We start from the raw sequence: 16,864 nt of genomic DNA, 5'->3' as shown, positions 1-16,864 counted from the left end.
CCCCTCCCCCCGGCCATGCTCGTCGTCGACGAGGCCCACTACGTGAAGAACCCCGACGCCCGCAGGTCGCAGGCCGTCGCCGACTGGGCCGCGCACTGCGAACGGGTCCTGTTCCTGACCGGCACCCCCATGGAGAACCGCGTCGCGGAATTCCGCAACCTCGTCGCGTACCTCCAGCCCTCGCTCGTACCGGACATCGAGGCCGCGGACGGTGTGGCCGGCTCGCAGGCGTTCCGTACCGCGGTGGCCCCCGCGTACCTGCGGCGCAATCAGGAGGACGTGCTCACCGAGCTGCCCCCGGTGGTGGCGACCGACGAGTGGCAGGAGCTGGGCGCCGCCGACCTGGACGCCTACCGCGAGGCGGTGCTCGCCGGGAACTTCATGGCCATGCGCAGGGCCGCGTACGCGCGCCCCGCGACCTCGGCGAAGCTTCAGCGGCTGCGCGAGCTGGTCGCCGAGGCGGCGGCGGACGGCCTGAAGGTCGTGGTCTTCTCCTACTTCCGCGATGTGCTGGGCGCCGTCGAAAACGCGCTCCAGCAGGCGTCACCGGTGCACGGACCGCTCACCGGCAGCGTGCCGCCCGCTGGGCGGCAGGCCCTGGTCGACGAGTTCACCGCCGCCCCGGGCCACGCGGTGCTGCTCGCCCAGATCGAGGCCGGCGGGGTGGGCCTCAACCTCCAAGCGGCCTCCGTGGTGATCCTGTGCGAGCCGCAGGTCAAGCCGACCATCGAGCAGCAGGCGGTGGCCCGCGCCCACCGCATGGGCCAGGTCCGCCCGGTCCAGGTCCACCGGCTGCTCGCCACCACCGGCGTGGACCAGCGGCTGGTGGAGATCCTGGCCGGCAAGTCCCGCCTGTTCGACGCCTACGCCCGGCGCAGCGACGTCGCCGAGGCCACGCCCGACGCCGTGGACGTCTCGGACGGCTCCCTGGCCCGGCGCATCGTGGAGGAGGAGCAGCTGCGGCTGGCGGGAAAAGAGGCTTCCGCTACGGCGCGGGGCGAGATCGGCGCCGGAATCGAAGAAGCGGCCCTGGCCGAACCCGCGGACCGGCGCCCCCTGTCGCCGTAACACCCCCCACCGAGCCCCCGAAGCGACCTCACCCTCCCCGCCGAACCCCCCGAAGCGGCCTCACCCTCCCTCCGCCGCCGCGGCGATATTGCGCGCCATCCCCCCGAAGACGGCCGCGTGAAAGGGCGCCACGCCCCACCAATAGGCGTGCCCCGCCAGGCCGCGCGGGTGGAAGAGGGCCTGCTGCCGGTACAGGGTGCGGCCGTCCCCGTCGCGGTCGACCGTGAGCTCCAGCCAGGCCAGCCCCGGCAGCCGCATCTCGGCGCGCAGGCGCAGCAGCCGGCCGGGGTCGATCTCCTCCACGCGCCAGAAGTCGAGGCTGTCGCCGACCCGCAGCCGGGCGGCGTCGCGGCGGCCGCGGTGCAGGCCCACCCCGCCGACCAGGGTGTCCAGCCAGCCGCGCAGCGACCAGGCGAGCGGCGAGGAGTACCAGCCGTTCTCGCCGCCGATCCCCTCCAGGACCTGCCACAGGGCCTGCGGCGAGGCGTCGACGGTACGTTCGCGGCGGTCGCGGTAGAGGCTGCCGCCGGCCCAGCCGGGGTCGGTGGGCAGCGGGTCGCTGGGGGCGCGGGGCGTGGCGGCGGAGGACCAGCGGGTGGCCACGTCGGCGTCCCGCACCCGTTGCAGGGCCAGCGCGATGGCACGGTCCAGCCCGGCCCGGCCGTCCGGCGGATCGGGCACGTAGCGCTCGATGTCGTGCTCGCCGCACACCACCTCGTGCCGCAGCGACTCCACCAGCGGGCGCGCGATGGCGCCCGGCACCGGCGTGACCAGGCCCACCCACAGGCTGGACAGCCGCGGCGTGAGCAGCGGTACGGGCACGATCACGCGCCGGCGCAGATTCGCGGCGGCCGCGTACCGGCGCATCATGTCCTCGTACGTGACGACGTCCGGGCCGCCGATGTCGAAGGTGCGGTTCACGTCGTCCGGCAGCCGCGCGCAGCCCACCAGCAGCCGCAGCACGTCCCGTACGGCGATCGGCTGGGTACGGGTGCGGACCCAGCCCGGGGTGACCATCGCCGGCAGCCGTTCGGTCAGATAGCGCAGCATCTCGAACGACGCCGAACCCGATCCGATGATCACCGCGGCCCGCAGCACCGCCGTCGGCACACCGGAGTCCAGCAGAATGCGGCCCACCTCGGCACGCGACCGCAGGTGCGGCGACAGCTCGCGCTCGGGCACCCCGGCCGGCGTCAGCCCGCCCAGGTAGACGATCCGCCGCACCCCCGCGGCCCGCGCCCGCTCCCCGAAGATCCGCGCCGCCCGCCGGTCGGTCTCCTCGAACCCCTTCCCGGTGCCCAGCGCGTGCACCAGGTAGTACGCGACGTCCACCCCCGCCATCGCGGCCCCCACCGCGCCCTCGTCCGTCACGTCCCCGCGCACCACCTCCACCCGACCGGCCCACGGATGGTCCCGCAACTTCTCCGGCGTCCGCGCCAGACACCGCACCTCCTCCCCCGCCCCCAGCAGCTCCGGCACGAGCCGCCCCCCGATGTACCCGCTCCCCCCGGTCACCAGACACCGCACCCTCACCCACACCTCCCGCCGTCCCTCCCCGCCATGCTCAGCTCCCCCCGCGCCCCCCGCAACCGGGACCCCGCGGCGCCTAGGATCGCCGGCATGGACTGGGTGGGGCGGGTGGCGGGGCTCAGACAGTGGTCCGCCAACGGGGTGCGGGCGCCGCACAAGCCGTTGCTGGTGCTGTACGCGTTGGGGCGGTTTCAGCGGGAGGGGGGCGGCGAGTTGGTGTACGGCGCCGTCGAGGAGGACTTGAAGGAGCTGCTGGCGGAGTACGGCCCGGGGCGGAAGACGACGCCGGCGTATCCGTTCCACCATTTGGTGAGCGACGGGGTGTGGCAGGTGCGGACCGATCACGGGAGCGGGAGTCCTGGCAGCGGGGTGCGGGAGCTGCGGGAGTCGGGGGCCGCCGGGCAGTTGGTCCCGGAGCTGGCGGCGGATCTGCGGCGGGAGCCGGACCTGCTGGGACGCCTCGCGCGCACGCTGCTGGACCTGCACTTCCCGCCGTCCCTGCACGGCGAGTTGTGCCAGGCGGTGGGGCTGGACCTGGAGTACGACGGGACGCCGGCGCCGGTACCCGGGCAGCGGCAACGGCAACGGGACCCGGCGGTACGCGAGCGGGTGCTGATCGCGTACGAGTACCGGTGCGCCTTCTGCGGCTACGACGGCCGGATCGGCAGGGTGCCGGTCGGGCTGGAGGCGGCGCACGTGAGGTGGTGGGCACTGGACGGGCCGGACGATGTGGACAACGCGCTGTGCCTGTGCTCGCTGCACCACAAGCTGTTCGACAAGGGTGTGCTCGGGGTGAGCGCCGCGTACGAGGTGATGGTCTCGCACCGGTTCGTCGGGCACAGCCCGGCCGCCCGGGACCAGGTCGTCACGCTGGCCGGGCGGCCGCTGCTGGGGCCGCAGCCGGGGCGGCCGCGGATAGCCGAGGGGCACCGGGCCTGGCACGCCGGGCAGGTGTTCCAGGGCGATCCGCGGCCGGCGGCGGACACCGTACGTCCCGCCGGCGCGTAGCAAGCGGGCCGGCGGGACGGGGAGGAGGACGTCAGCAGATGCGGGGGAGCTGTTCGGTCAGGGGGAGGTCGAGCAGGCGGGTCGTGCCGAGGGGGGTGCGGGCGACGACGAGGCCGGGGTGCTCGGGGACGCAGGTGCCGATGACGGCGGCGCCCGCGCCCTGGGGGTGGTCGCGCATCGCGGCGAGGACGGCGTCGGCGTGGTCAGGTGGTACGAAGGCGACCAGGCGGCCCTCGTTGGCGACGTAGAAGGGGTCGAGGCCGAGGAAGGCGCAGGCCGCGGCGACCGGTTCGGGGACGGGCACGGAGCGTTCGCCGATCTCGATGCCGGTGCCGGAGGCGGTGGCGATCTCGTTGAGTGAGGCGGCCAGGCCCCCGCGGGTGGGGTCGCGCAGCACGTGCAGGTCGGGGGTGACGGCCAGCATGGCGGCGACCAGGCCGCCGAGCGGGGCGGTGTCGCTGACCACGTCGGCGCCGAACTCCAGGCCCTCGCGCATGCTGAGCACGGCCACCCCGTGCGCGCCGACCGGGCCGCTGACGATCACCACGTCGCCCGGGGTGGCCCGCTGCGGGCGGATGTCGACGCCGGCGGGGACCAGGCCGATGCCGGCGGTGTTGAGGTAGATCCCGTCGCCGTGGCCGGTCTCGACGACCTTGGTGTCGCCGGTGGCCACCGTGACGCCGGCCGCCACGGCCGCGGTCCCGATCGCCTGGGCGACCCGGCCGACCACCGTCAGGTCGGTGCCCTCCTCCAGGATGAACGCGCAGGACAGGTACGCCGCCCGCGCGCCGCTCATGGCCAGGTCGTTGACGGTCCCGTTGACGGCCAGGTCGCCGATGCTGCCGCCGGGGAAGAACAGCGGCCGTACGACGTAGGAGTCGGTGGAGAAGGCCAGCCGCGCGCCACCGAGCGAGAGCACGGCGGAGTCGGCGAGCCCGGCCAGCGTCTCGTTGCCGTAGGCGGGCGCGAACAGATGGGTCATCAGCTCGGCGGACAGCAGCCCCCCGCCGCCGTGGCCCATCACCACCACCGGGTGCTCGCGCAACGGCACCGGGCAGGACCAGCCCTCCGGCTCGATCACGTGCTCAGCCAACGGGAGCCACCTCCAGCCGCCGGTAGAGGTAGTACGCGGCGCAGGCACCCTCGTTGGACACCATGGTCGCGCCCAGCGGGGTGCGCGGCGTGCACGTGGTGCCGAAGGCCGCGCACTCGTGCGGCTTGAGCAGCCCCTGGAGCACCTCGCCGCTGCGGCACTCGGCGGGCTCGGCGGTCCGCACCTCGCCGACGTCGAAGCGCTCCTCGGCGTCGTACGCCCGGAAGGCCGCGGACAGCCGCAGGCCGCTGGCCGGGATGGTGCCGATGCCGCGCCAGGCCCGGTCGGCGGACTCGAAGACCTCCTCGATCATGCGCAGGGCGGCCGGGTTGCCCTCCGCGCGCACGGCCCGCGGATACGCGTTCTCCACCCGGTGCTCACCGCGTTCGAGCTGCCGTACGGTGCGGCGCACGCCCTCCAGGATGTCCAGCGGCTCGAAGCCGGTGACCACGATCGGCACCCGGTGGCGCTCGGCCAGCTCCGGGTACTGGGCGGTGCCCATCACGCTGCACACATGACCGGCCGCCAGGAACGCCTGCACCCGGCAGTCGGGAGACTGCATGATCGCCTCGATGGCGGGCGGCACGCACACGTGCGAGACCAGCAGGCTGAAGTTGGTGATCCCCTGGCGCCTGGCCTCGTACACGGCCATGGCGTTGGCCGGGGCGGTGGTCTCGAAGCCGATGCCGAAGAAGACGACCTGCCGGTCGGGGTGGCGGCGGGCGATGGCGAGCGCGTCGAGCGGGGAGTACACCACCCGGACGTCGCCGCCCTCGCCCCTGACCCGGAACAGGTCGCGGCCGGTGCCGGGCACCCGCAGCATGTCGCCGAACGAGCAGAAGATCACCTCGGGGCGCGAGGCGATGGCCAGCGCCTTGTCGATCATCTCCAGCGGGGTGACGCAGACCGGGCAGCCGGGGCCGTGGATCAGCTCGACCTCCTTGGGCAGGAGCTGGTCGAGGCCGTGCCGGATGATGGAGTGGGTCTGGCCGCCGCAGACCTCCATCATCGCCCAGGGCCGGGTGACCGTGGCATGGATGTCGTCCAGCAGCCGATGGGCCAGCTCCGGGTCGTTGAACTCCTCGATGAATTTCATCGCGCGCCCTCCTTCTCCACGGGCTTCGGGACCGCGGCCCATGTCGCGGCCGATGCCTCGGCCCCGGTCACAGCCCCGGGCTCCGCCTCAGCCCCGGACTCCGTCTCGGCCTGCCGCCAGGGATCGCCGAACTCCTCCTCCAGCAGGCCCAGTTGCTCGAACAGCTCCAGCGAGGCCCGGGCCGAGGCCTCGTCCAGCTTCTGGAGCGCGAAGCCGACGTGGACGATGACGTACTCGCCCACCTCGGCGTCCGGCACATAGGCCAGGCACACGTCCTTCTCCACTCCGCCGAAGTCGACCCGCGCCATGCGCGTGCCGTCCCGGTCCTCGATCCCGGTCACCCGTCCGGGTACGGCCAGGCACATGCGACCTCTCCCTCTCCTCTGGTGGTCATCGCTCGTCTCCCCCACGACCTCGGGCGGCCCGTCACGGCTCCGCCCGTGCCGTCAGGGCCAGTTGGCCGAGGGCCAGGCCGCCGTCGCCCGGCGGGACCCGCCGGTGGCGCAGCACCGTGAAGCCGTCGGCCGCCAGCAGCGCGGCGCACTCCTGGTCGAGCAGGGCGTTGCCGAACACCCCGCCGGACAGCGCGGCCGTGTCCGCCCCGGTCTCCGCCCGCGCCGCCCGGCACACCGCCGCCACGGCGACGGCCACCGCCCGGTGGAACCGGGCGGCGATCACCGGCACCGGCACCCCGCGCCGCAGGTCGCCCACGATCGCGGCCAGCACCGGCCCCGGGTCGAGCACGACGCCCGGCCCCGGCACGGAGTCGGTCGAGCCCGGTGCATACGCCAGGTACGGCCCCGATTCCCCCGGCGGGTACGGCGGGTTCGGCCCAGGACCCGGCATCGGACCCGGCATCGGACCCGGCCCCGGACCCGCCGCACCGAACGTCCCCGCCCCCGCCCCGCGCCCGGTCCCGAACGCGTACGCGCCGCCCTCCCGCCCCCACACCCGCGCCGCGGCCGCCTCCAGTTCGATCGCGGCCTGCGCCTCGTACCCGGCCCGGTGGCACACCCCGGTCAGGGAGGCGACGGCGTCGAACAGCCGGCCCATGCTGGAGGTGGGCACGCATGCCGCGCCCCGGTCCAACTGCCGTTCCAGCAGCCGCAGTTCGCCGGGCGCGCAGGCCGCGGCGCAGGGCAGGGCGGGGTCCCAGGGCAGGCCGGCGGCGCGCAGGTGGGCCAGCGCGGTCCGGCAGGGGTTGGCGACGGCCGCGTTGCCGCCGGGCAGCGGGACGTACCGCAGGTGGGCGAAGCGGCGGAAGTCCGTACCGCGCGCGAGCAGCACCTCGCCGCCCCACACGGCGCCGTCCTCGCCGTAGCCCGTGCCGTCGAAGGCGACGCCGATCACCGGGTCGGTACCGGAAACGCCGTTCTCGGCCAGCACGGCGGCCACGTGCGCGTGATGATGCTGCACCAGCCGCAGCGGCTGCCCGGTGACGGCGGCGCGGCGGCGGGCCCAGCGCGCGGAGTGGTAGCCGGGGTGCCGGTCGGCGGCGAGCAGGCCGGGGGTCACCCCGGTCAGGGCGGACAGCCGCGCGGCGGCCCGTTCGAAGGAACGGACGGTTTCCAGCGCGCCCATGTCGCCGATGTGCGGGGAGAACCAGGCGCTGTCCCCGGCCCCCAGGCACAGCGCGTTCTTCAGGTCGCCGCCCACCGCGAGCGCGGGGACCACCGGGAACGGCAGCCCGACCGGCTCGGGCACGTACCCGCGCGAGCGGCGCAGTACGACCTCGCTGCCGTCGTCGGGCCGCACCCGCACCACCGAGTCGTCGCAGGGGCCCTCGACGGCCCGGTCGTGCCACAGCCAGGCGTCGGCGATCCCGGCCAGCGCGGTCAGTGCCTCGGCGTCGTCGGTGACGATGGGCTCGCCGGAACGATTGCCGCTGGTCATCACCAGCACCCGCGGGCCGGGCGGGTCGCCGGGCAGCCCGAACAGCAGCCTGTGCAGGGGGGTGTACGGCAGCATCACCCCGACGTCCGGGCTGCCGGGGCACACCTGCGCGTCGATCCAGGCGGCGCCCTCGCGGCGGCGCAGCAGCACCACGGGGGCGCGCCGGCCGGTGAGCACCGCGCGTTCGGCGGCGCTGACGTGGGCGAGGCGCTCGGCAGTCGCGAGGTCGGCGCACATCACCGCGAACGGCTTGCCGCCGCGTTCCTTGCGGGCGCGCAGGGCCGCCACCGCGCGCCCGTCGGTCGCATCGCAGGCCAGGTGGTAGCCGCCCAGGCCCTTGACGGCCACGATCGCGCCGCGCGCCAGCAGCCGCCGGGCCCGGGCCAGCGCCTGCCCGCCGGCCGCCTCCTGCCGCCCGCCCACCGTCAGCCGCACAGTGGGCCCGCAGTCGGGGCACGCCACCGGCTGGGCGTGGAAGCGGCGGTCGGCCGGATCGGCGTACTCCGCGGCACACCGCCGGCACAGCGGGAAGGCGGCCATCGTGGTGCTGGCCCGGTCGTACGGCAGGGCGGTCGCGATGGTGAACCGCGGCCCGCAGTAGGTGCAGGTCACGAACGGGTGCCGGTGCCGCCGGTCGGCCGGGTCGGCCAGCTCCCGCAGGCAGTCCGCACAGGCCGCGGTGTCCGGCGGGATCAGCGGTCCGCCGCCGGGGCCGCTGTCGGTATCGGTGCCGGTGTCGGTCGTCTCGATGAGGAAGCCCTCGCCGGCACCCGCACCGGCCGGCACGTCCTCGTACGCCACCTCCCGTACGTCCGCCAGCGGCGGCGGCCGTTCGCGCAGCAGCTCGCAGAACCGCGCGACGGCCTCCGGCGTCCCCTCGACCTCGGCGACCACGCCCTGCGCGCCGTTGCGGACGAAGCCGCTCAGCGCCAGCCCACTCGCCAGCCGGTGCACGAAGGGCCGGAACCCCACGCCCTGCACGGTCCCGCGCACGGTGACCCGGCGCCGCACCCGGCTGACGGTCCCGCTGGTCATACGGATGCGGGCCCGGGACCATGGGCGGCCGCGTCCCCGGCCCCGAACCCGGGCTCCCCGCCCGGCCGGTGCCGGCCGTGGCCGTACGGACCGCCGTCCGCCGACCCGGGCGCATGCCCGCCGGGCCCGGTGGTGTCGTGGTGGGCGAGGGCGACCCGCGCGTGACCCGGCCCGTCGGGTACGTACCCGTGCTCGTGGCCGCCCTGCCCCGGGTGATCGTGCCCGTGCTCGTGGCGGTCCGGCCGACCGAACGCGTCCGCGGGCCCGTCCGGTACGAACCCGTACTCGTGGCCGCCCTGCCCCGGGTGATCGTGCCCGTGCTCGTGGCGGTCCGGCCGACCGGACACGTCCGCGGGCCCGTCCGGTACGAACCCGTGCTCGTGGCCGACGTGGTCGCCATGACCGGTGCCGTCGCCGTACCCCGGATGGCCGTGCCCGTGCCCGTGGCCGCCCTCGTGCCGGTCCCGCCCGCCGAAGACCTCGGCGATTCCGTCCGTCCCCTCGTGGGCAGGCGCGAACACGTGTTCCCCGTCCGGGCCGTGGTCGTGACCGTGCCGGCTCAGGTGGTCCGCGGCCAGCAGCGGGCGGTGGGGGGCGGCGCCGGCGGCGATCGACAGGACGCGGTCGAGAAGGGTGTCGGCGCCCAGTGTCGTACGGGCGGAGGTGCGGACCACCTCCACGCCGGGGTTGACCTGCTGGACGGCCGCGGTGAAGGCGGCCTCGTCGAAGCCGGCCGCGGCCGCGAGGTCGGTCTTGGTGAGGACGACCAGGTGCGCGGTGCCGAAGGCGGTCGGGTACTTCAGCGGCTTGTCCTCGCCCTCGGTCACCGACATCAGGGCGATCCGCAGCGTCTCGCCGAGGTCGTAGGAGGCGGGGCAGACGAGGTTGCCGACGTTCTCCACGAACAGCAGCCGGGTGCGGTCCGGCAGCCAGCCGTCGAGGAGGGCGCCGAGCTGGGCGGCCTCCAGGTGGCACAGCCCGCCGGTGAGCACCTGCTTGACCGGGGCGCCGGAGCGGGCCAGCCGCGTCGCGTCGTTCTCGGTGGCCAGGTCCGCGGTGAGGGCGGCGGCCGCGGTGCCGCGTTCCAGGGCACGGCGCAGCACCAGCTCCAGCAGCGCGGTCTTGCCGCTGCCCGGGCTGGACAGCAGGTTGACGGCGGTGACGCCGCGCTCGGCCAGCCGGGCGCGCAGCCCGGCCGCGAGACCGTCGTTCTTCGCCAGCACCGCCTGCCGTACCGCGACGCTCCGGCACATCACGCGCTCCCTGCCACTCGTACCTCCACCAGCTCCAGTTCGCGCCCGGCCGGCACGTCCGTGGCCGGCCGCGCGCACGCCGGGCACCACAGCGCGGGCGGCGAGCCGACCGCGAACTCGGTTCCGCAGCCGCCGTCGCCCCCGCACCGGGCGCGCGCCGGGATCTCCTCGATCACCAACTCGGCGCCGTCGAGCGCGGTGCCCTCCGCGACCAGCGCGAAGGAGAACCGCAGCGCGTCGGCGACGACGCCCGCGAGCGCGCCGATCCGCAGCGTCACGGCCTCGACGCGGTCGGCGCCGAGGCGGTGCGCCACGTCCTGCGCGCTCTCCACCACCGAGGCGGCGATCGACAGTTCGTGCATCCCCGTCACCGTAGGCAGCGCCCGGATCGCGGCCGGGCAGCGGCGGCGGCCCTGACGGCATGTCCGCCGGTTTTCCGCCCGGGTGGCGCAAGCGGGCGGCCGGCGCGGGCGCGCCTGACCCGGCCGGCCCGCGGCGGCCCGGACCATCGCGGCGTGACCCGGATCCTGCTGCTCGCCAGCGCGTTCAACAGCCTGACCCAGCGTGTGCACGCCGAACTGCGGCACCGCGGCCACCCGGTGGCGGTCGAACTGGCCGTCAGGGACGACGACGACCGGCTGACCGCCGCGGTCCGCCGGCACGACCCCGAGCTGGTGCTCGCACCGATGCTGACCAGCGCCATTCCCGAGCCGGTCTGGCGGGCGTACCCGTGCCTGGTGGTGCACCCGGGCCCGCCGGGCGACCGCGGGCCGTCCGCACTGGACCGGGCCGTGCAGGAACGGGTGCCGCGCTGGGGGGTGACCGTGCTCCAGGCGGTGGCCGCCATGGACGCCGGGCCGGTGTGGGCGGCGGCGGACTTCGCGGTGCCGCCGGACGTGGGCAAGAGCGACCTCTACCGGGGCGAGCTGGCGGACGCGGCCCTGACGGCGGTGCTGGCGGCGGTGGAACGGTTCGCCGCCGGCGGCCATGTGCCGGCCGATCCGCCGTCCCACGTCTGGCGGCCCTACCTCGCCCAGGAGGAGCGGCGCATCGACTGGGAGCGGGACCCCACCGAGGCGGTGCTGCGCAAGCTGCGGGCCGCCGACTCGCGGCCGGGCGTGCTGGACGCCTTTCTCGGCGGTGAGTGGTATCTGCACGGCGGCCGGCCGGAGCACCGCCTCACCGGCCCGCCCGGCGCGCCGCTCGCCACCCGGGCCGGCGCCCTGTGCCGGGCCACCCGCGACGGCGCGGTGTGGATCCCCGAACTGCGCGCCCGCCGCACGCCCGGCGGCCCGGTGCCGGTCAAGCTCCCGGCGGCCGTCGCCCTCGGCGACCGCCTCCCGCCGGACGTGCCGGACCTGCCGGCGTACGTACCGGGGCTGACGCAGCCGTACGACAGCGGTGGCTGGTCCGACATCACGTACGAGGAGCGCGGCCGGACCGGCTTCCTGCGGTTCGGCTTCCCCGGCGGGGCCATGGGCGCGGACCACTGCCGGCGGCTGCTCGCGGCGTACCGGGCGGCCCGGGCCCGGCCGGTGGAGGTGCTGGTGCTGGGCGGGGCCCGGGACTTCTTCTCCAACGGCATCCACCTGGGCCTGATCGAGGCCGCCGCCGATCCGGCGGCCGAGTCGCTGGCGACCATCGAGGCGATGGACGACCTGGTGGAGGAGATCCTGACCACCACGGACAAGCTGGTGGTGGCGGCGCTCGCCGGGAACGCGGCGGCCGGCGGGCTGATGCTGGCGCTGGCCGCCGACGAGGTGTGGTGCAGGTCGGGCAGCGTGCTCAACCCGCACTACCGGCTCATGGGGCTGTACGGATCGGAGCTGTGGACGTACACCCTGCCGCGCTGGGTCGGCGCGCGTACGGCCGAACGGCTGACCGCGCGGGCGCTGCCGGTCACCGCGGCCTGCGCGCTGTCGCTGGGCCTGGTGGACCGGGTGCTGGACTGCGGACCGGCGCAGTTCGCCGAGCGCGTCGCCGGGACGGCCGAGCACCTGGCCACGTCCGCGGACCTGGCGGTCCGGCTCGGCGAGAAGAAGGCGGCCCGGGAGCGCGACGAGGCGGTGCGCCCGCTGCGGGCCTACCGCGCCGCCGAACTGGCCCGGATGCGGGCGGTGTTCGACGACCCGGCGGCGCCGTACCACGCGCTGCGCGCCGCCTTCGTGCGCAAGCGGCCGGTGCGCGGCACGCCGGACCACCTGCGCGAGGACATCACTCGCACAGCTTGTCCGAATTGTCGGTAAGTATGAGACATGCCAGCCTTCCCAGGGGGCCCACGACCGGAAAGGAAGCGCCATGAGCACCGTAGCGCCGGCCCCCGAGGCCGTGGAGGAGGTCCACATCCTGTGGACCTCGGAGGGCATGAGCTGCGACGGCGACACCGTCTCGGTCACCGCCGCCTCGCTGCCCAGCCTGGAGGACGTGGTCCTGGGCGCGATCCCGGGCCTGCCCAAGGTGGTCCTGCACAACAAGGTGCTCAGCTACGAGAGCGGTGACGACTTCACCCGCGCGTTCCGCCAGGCGGCGGCCGGCGAGCTGGGCGCGTACGTGCTCGTCGTGGAGGGCTCGGTGCCCAACGAGCGGATCAACGGCGACGGCTACTGGACGTCGATGGGCAACGACCCGGACACCGGCGAGCCCATCACCTTCAACGCCTGGATCGACAAGCTGGCCCCCGGGGCGTTCGCGGTGGTCGCGATCGGCACCTGCGCGGCCTACGGCGGCATCCACGCGATGGCCGGCAACCCGACCGGCTGCATGGGCCTGGCCGACTACCTCGGCTGGGACTTCCGCTCGGCGGCCGGGCTGCCGATCGTCAACGTGCCGGGCTGCCCGGTGCAGCCGGACAACTTCATGGAGACCGTCACCTGGCTGCTCTACCAGGCCGCCGGAATGGCCCCGCCGATCCCGCTGGACGAGCAACTGCGGCCCACCTGGCTGTTCGGCAAGACCGTGCACGAGGGCTGCGACCGCGCCGCGTACTACGAGCAGGGCGACTTCGCCAAGGACTACAACTCGCCCAAGTGCCAGGTGAAGGTGGGCTGCTGGGGCCCGGTGGTGAACTGCAACGTCACCAAGCGCGGCTGGATGGACGGGGTGGGCGGCTGCCCGAACGTGGGCGGCATCTGCATCGGCTGCACCATGCCCGGCTTCCCCGACAAGTTCATGCCGTTCATGGACGAGCCGCCCGGCGGCAGCCTGTCCTCCGGCCTGCTCGCCTCCTCCTACGGGCCGATGGTGCGCACCCTGCGCGCGATCACCAACCGGTCGGTCAACCGCGAGCCCAAGTGGCGCCACAACCGCACCGAGCTGACCTCGGGCTTCGCCCCCCGCTGGCCCGGCCGCTGACCCGCACGCCGCATCCCGCGCCCCGCCCCGCGCCCCGCCCTCCGTACGAAAGGAACCCGTCCAGTGACGACGAGACAGGCCGCCCCGGCGCAGCCGCGTACCCTCACCGAGGTCGCCTTCGACCCGATCACCAGGATCGTCGGAAACCTGGGCATCTACACGAAGATCGACTTCAACGCCCGCGAGGTGGTCGAGTGCAGGAGCACCTCGTCCATCTTCCGCGGCTACAGCGTCTTCATGAAGGGCAAGGACCCGCGGGACGCGCACTTCATCACCAGCCGCATCTGCGGCATCTGCGGCGACAACCACGCCACCTGCTCGGTCTACGCCCAGAACATGGCCTACGGCGTCAAGCCGCCGCCGCTCGCGGAGTGGATCGTGAACCTCGGCGAGGCCGCCGAGTACATGTTCGACCACACGATCTTCCAGGACAACATGGTCTTCGTCGACTACTGCGAACGCATGGTCAAGGAGACCAACCCGGGCGTGTGGGAGCGGGCCGAGCGCACCCCGGCGCCGCACGGCGAGCAGCACGGGCACCGCACCATCGGCGACATCATGCGCTCGTACAACCCCTTCGAGGGCGCCACCTACAAGGAGGCGCTGGTGATGAGCCGGCTCACCCGGGAGATGATCTGCCTGATGGAGGGCCGGCACGTGCACCCCTCCACGCTCTACCCGGGCGGCGTCGGCACCGTGGCCACCCCGCAGCTGTTCACCGACTACCTGGTCCGCCTCACCCGCTGCCTGGACTTCGTCAAGCGGGCGGTGGCCATGAACGACGACGTCTTCGACTTCTTCTACGAGGCGCTGCCCGGCTACCAGGAGGTCGGCCGGCGCCGCACGATGCTGGGCTGCTGGGGCGCGTTCCAGGACCCGGAGATCGTCGACTACAGCTACGCGCGGATGAACGAGTGGGGCAACCGCATGTTCGTCACGCCCGGCATCGTCGTGGACAACGAGCTGGTCACCACCAACCTGGTGGACATCAACCTCGGCATGCGGATCCTGCTGGGCAGCTCCTACTACCAGGACTGGACCGGCGAGGAGACCTTCGTCGACAAGGACCCGCTGGGCAACCCGGTCGACAAGCGGCACCCGTGGAACCAGACCACGCTGCCCGCGCCGCAGAAACGCGACCTGGACGGCGGCAACTACAGCTGGGTGATGAGCCCGCGCTGGCTGGACCGGCGCACCAACGAGCACCTGGCGCTCGACACCGGCGGCGGCCCCATCGCGCGGCTGTGGTCGACCGCGCTGGCCGGCAAGGTGAACACCCCGTACGTGCGGTCCACCGGGCACAGCGTGCAGATCGACCTGCCGAAGACCCCCACCTCGCCCGAGGTGCGCCTGGAGTGGACCCCGCCGCCCTTCCCCAACACGCTGGAGCGCAACCGGGCCCGGATGTACTTCGTGGCCTACGCGGCCGGAATGGCGCTGCACTTCGTGGACCAGGCGCTGAACGAGGTGCGGGCCGGGCGCACCAAGGTGTTCCAGGACTTCACCGTGCCCAAGGACGCGATCGGCTGCGGCTTCCACGAGGCGGTGCGCGGGGTGCTCAGCCATCACATGGTGATCCGCGACGGCAAGATCGCCAACTACCACCCCTATCCGCCGACCCCGTGGAACGCCAGCCCGCGCGACTTCTACGGCACGCCCGGCCCGTACGAGGACGCGGTGCAGGGCTGCCCGATCTTCGAGGAGAACGGCCCGGACAACTTCAAGGGCATCGACATCATGCGCACGGTGCGCAGCTTCGACCCGTGCCTGCCGTGCGGGGTGCACATGTACCTGGGCGGCGGACGCACCCTCACCCAGTCCCACTCGCCGACGTTCGGCGCGCTGGCCTGATGAGCGCGCCCGCGACGGCCCGCGAGGACCGGGAGACCCGGGACGACGAGGTCACCCGGCGCCGGGTGATCGAGGCCGAGGAGCTGCTGTCCGCCCTGGACACGCTGCCCGACAACCGCGCGGCGGCCCGCGCCGGCGCCGCCGTCGAGGCGCTGGTCGGCCTGTACGGGGAGTGCCTGGCCCGGATCACCGGCCACCTGTCGGCGCACGGCGGCGAGCAGGCGCTGCGCGCCCTGGCCGACGATCAGCTCGTCGGCCACCTGCTGCTCGTCCACGACCTGCACCCGGACCCGGTCGCCACCCGTGTCCGCGCCGCCCTGGCCGCCCTGCCCGACCCGCCCGAGCTGCTGGAACTCACCGACACCGCGGTCCGCCTCGCCGTCCGCCCCGGCTGCGGCGCCCAGGCCGCCGAACAGACCGTCCGCGACGCCCTCGCGGCCCGGGCCCCCGAGATCGAGGACGTCCAGGTGACAACCGCCGCCCCGGAGGCCCTGATCCCGGTGTCGGCGCTCTTCCGTGACTCCGGGGGCGCGAGTGCGGGTCCTCCCGGGTCCGCTCCCGGGCCCGCGCGCCCGCCCGGGCAGGAGGCGGCGTGCACACCGTGACGGGCGGACCGGCGGCAACGGGCGCGACCGGAGCGGACGCCCTGTCCGCGGCGCGCTCCGGGCCCGCGGCCGCTGCGGTAACCGCCGGCGGCGGCCTGCGGCGGCTGGCCCGGCAGGCGGCGGGCCGAGCGGCCGGGGCGCAGGCCGAGGACGCGCCGGAGCGGTGCGAGCTGTGCGCGGAGCCGCTGCCGGCCGGGCACCGGCACCTGCTGCGCCCGGCCGACGGAAGCGTGGCCTGCGCCTGCCGGGCCTGCGCGCTGCTGTTCGGGCCGGAGTCCTCGCCCGGCATCGGGCCGGGCGCGACCGGCGGCTCGCGGCCGGAGGCGGCAAGCGGTTCCGGGCCCGGTGCGGCCGGCCACATCGGACCGGAGGGCTGCGGCGGGCCCGATGCCACCGGGCACGTCGCGCCCGGCGCTGTCGGCGGTACCGGCCACGGCGAGTCGGCGGCCACCGGCGGCCACGGGCCGGACAGCACCCGCGACCTCGCCACCGACACCGGCGGCTCGCGGCCGGAGGCGGCGTACGACCACGGGCCCGACAGCACCCGCGACCTCGCCCCCGACACCGGCGGCCCCGAGCCCGGCCGCACCCCCGGCACCGGCGGCCCCGCCGGCCACACCACCGCCCCCAGAAGCTCCGAAGCCACGCCCCACCGCGGCTACCTCGCGCTGCCCGAGACGCGGCAGCGGCTGGACGGCTGCGCGATCGACGACACCGTGTGGGCGGCGCTGGGCATCCCGGTCGGGCTGGCCTTCTTCACTCGTTCGGCGGAGTCGGGGGCGATCACGGCCGCGTATCCGAGTCCGCTGGGGGCGGTGCGGTTCACCGTGGCGGCGGAGAGCTGGCGCGAGCTGGCCCGTTGCCATTCGGCGCTGCCGGAGCTGCCCGCGGAGGTGACCGCGCTGCTGGTGCACCGGGCCCGTGGCGCGGCCGAGCACTGGCTGGTCCCGCTGGACGACTGCTACCGCCTGGTCGCGCTGGTCCGAGCACACTGGAAGGGCCTGGGCGGCGGCGACGAGGTGTGGCAGCGGATCGACGACTTCTTCCGAGCCCTCAACGCGGCTCACCGCACCTGACCCCG

At 74.9% G+C, this 16,864-nt stretch carries 13 protein-coding genes and 1 pseudogene; 7 read left to right on the top strand and 7 right to left on the bottom strand.

What is annotated here, in order from left to right; all coding sequences use genetic code 11:
* Positions 1–1,068 (top strand): DEAD/DEAH box helicase (locus ITX44_RS38020; protein WP_205364041.1); only part of this gene is annotated, 1,068 nt, incomplete at its 5' end.
* 60 nt (positions 1,069–1,128) lie between these two features.
* Here ITX44_RS38020 and ITX44_RS38015 read toward each other — a convergent pair.
* Complete coding sequence (locus tag ITX44_RS38015; RefSeq protein WP_205364039.1) at positions 1,129–2,601, bottom strand: SDR family oxidoreductase; 1,473 nt, start codon at positions 2,599–2,601, stop codon at positions 1,129–1,131.
* A gap of 87 nt (positions 2,602–2,688) precedes the next feature.
* Here ITX44_RS38015 and ITX44_RS38010 point away from each other — a divergent pair, with 87 nt between their 5' ends.
* Positions 2,689–3,606, top strand: a complete 918-nt coding sequence (locus ITX44_RS38010) for a phosphorothioated DNA-binding restriction endonuclease (RefSeq protein WP_205364037.1) — start codon at positions 2,689–2,691, stop codon at positions 3,604–3,606.
* 31 nt (positions 3,607–3,637) lie between these two features.
* On the opposite strand, the gene hypE is transcribed toward ITX44_RS38010, so the two are convergent.
* The 6 genes and pseudogenes from hypE to ITX44_RS37980 form a co-directional block, all read right to left on the bottom strand.
* On the bottom strand, positions 3,638–4,627 hold the full coding sequence (hypE, locus tag ITX44_RS38005; protein WP_205364051.1) for a hydrogenase expression/formation protein HypE: 990 nt from the start codon (positions 4,625–4,627) through the stop codon (positions 3,638–3,640).
* A gap of 64 nt (positions 4,628–4,691) precedes the next feature.
* Positions 4,692–5,795, bottom strand: coding sequence for a hydrogenase formation protein HypD (gene hypD, locus ITX44_RS38000; protein ID WP_205364034.1), 1,104 nt, complete (start codon positions 5,793–5,795; stop codon positions 4,692–4,694).
* Positions 5,792–6,160: a HypC/HybG/HupF family hydrogenase formation chaperone gene (locus ITX44_RS37995; protein ID WP_205364032.1), complete on the bottom strand. Its 369-nt coding sequence runs from the start codon at positions 6,158–6,160 to the stop codon at positions 5,792–5,794. Before ITX44_RS37995 ends, hypD begins: the two co-directional genes overlap by 4 nt.
* Positions 6,161–6,221: 61 nt before the next feature.
* Positions 6,222–8,723 (bottom strand): carbamoyltransferase HypF, encoded by a 2,502-nt coding sequence (gene hypF, locus ITX44_RS37990; protein WP_205364029.1) that lies wholly within the window; start codon positions 8,721–8,723, stop codon positions 6,222–6,224.
* Between the two features lie 524 nt (positions 8,724–9,247).
* Positions 9,248–9,976: pseudogene (gene hypB / locus ITX44_RS41925) on the bottom strand (hydrogenase nickel incorporation protein HypB); the annotation flags it as partial.
* Complete coding sequence (locus tag ITX44_RS37980; RefSeq protein ID WP_205364027.1) at positions 9,976–10,338, bottom strand: hydrogenase maturation nickel metallochaperone HypA/HybF; 363 nt, start codon at positions 10,336–10,338, stop codon at positions 9,976–9,978. The gene ITX44_RS37980 and the pseudogene hypB, both read right to left, overlap by 1 nt.
* A 153-nt stretch (positions 10,339–10,491) precedes the next feature.
* On the opposite strand from ITX44_RS37980, the gene ITX44_RS37975 reads away from it, so the two are divergent.
* The 5 genes from ITX44_RS37975 to ITX44_RS42470 all read left to right on the top strand — a co-directional run bounded on the left by ITX44_RS37975 (position 10,492) and on the right by ITX44_RS42470 (position 16,859).
* Positions 10,492–12,222: an enoyl-CoA hydratase-related protein gene (locus tag ITX44_RS37975; RefSeq protein ID WP_205364026.1), complete on the top strand. Its 1,731-nt coding sequence runs from the start codon at positions 10,492–10,494 to the stop codon at positions 12,220–12,222.
* Between the two features lie 52 nt (positions 12,223–12,274).
* Entirely contained in the window at positions 12,275–13,327 is a 1,053-nt protein-coding gene (locus ITX44_RS37970; protein ID WP_205364025.1) for an NADH-quinone oxidoreductase subunit B family protein, read from the top strand.
* A gap of 63 nt (positions 13,328–13,390) precedes the next feature.
* A complete protein-coding gene (locus ITX44_RS37965) occupies positions 13,391–15,178 on the top strand; it encodes a nickel-dependent hydrogenase large subunit (RefSeq protein ID WP_205364024.1) in 1,788 nt (595 codons plus the stop codon).
* On the top strand, positions 15,178–15,783 hold the full coding sequence (locus tag ITX44_RS37960; RefSeq protein ID WP_205364023.1) for a NifU-related iron-sulfur-binding protein: 606 nt from the start codon (positions 15,178–15,180) through the stop codon (positions 15,781–15,783). The genes ITX44_RS37965 and ITX44_RS37960 overlap by 1 nt, the downstream gene beginning before the upstream one ends.
* A complete protein-coding gene (locus ITX44_RS42470) occupies positions 15,771–16,859 on the top strand; it encodes a DUF5947 family protein (RefSeq protein WP_205364021.1) in 1,089 nt (362 codons plus the stop codon). The genes ITX44_RS37960 and ITX44_RS42470 overlap by 13 nt, the downstream gene beginning before the upstream one ends.
* Positions 16,860–16,864: the final 5 nt, after the last annotated feature.

This window comes from Actinacidiphila acididurans, assembly GCF_016918855.1.
Taxonomy (GTDB): Bacteria; Actinomycetota; Actinomycetes; order Streptomycetales; family Streptomycetaceae; genus Actinacidiphila; species Actinacidiphila acididurans.
This window is presented reverse-complemented; position numbering and strand designations above follow the sequence as displayed.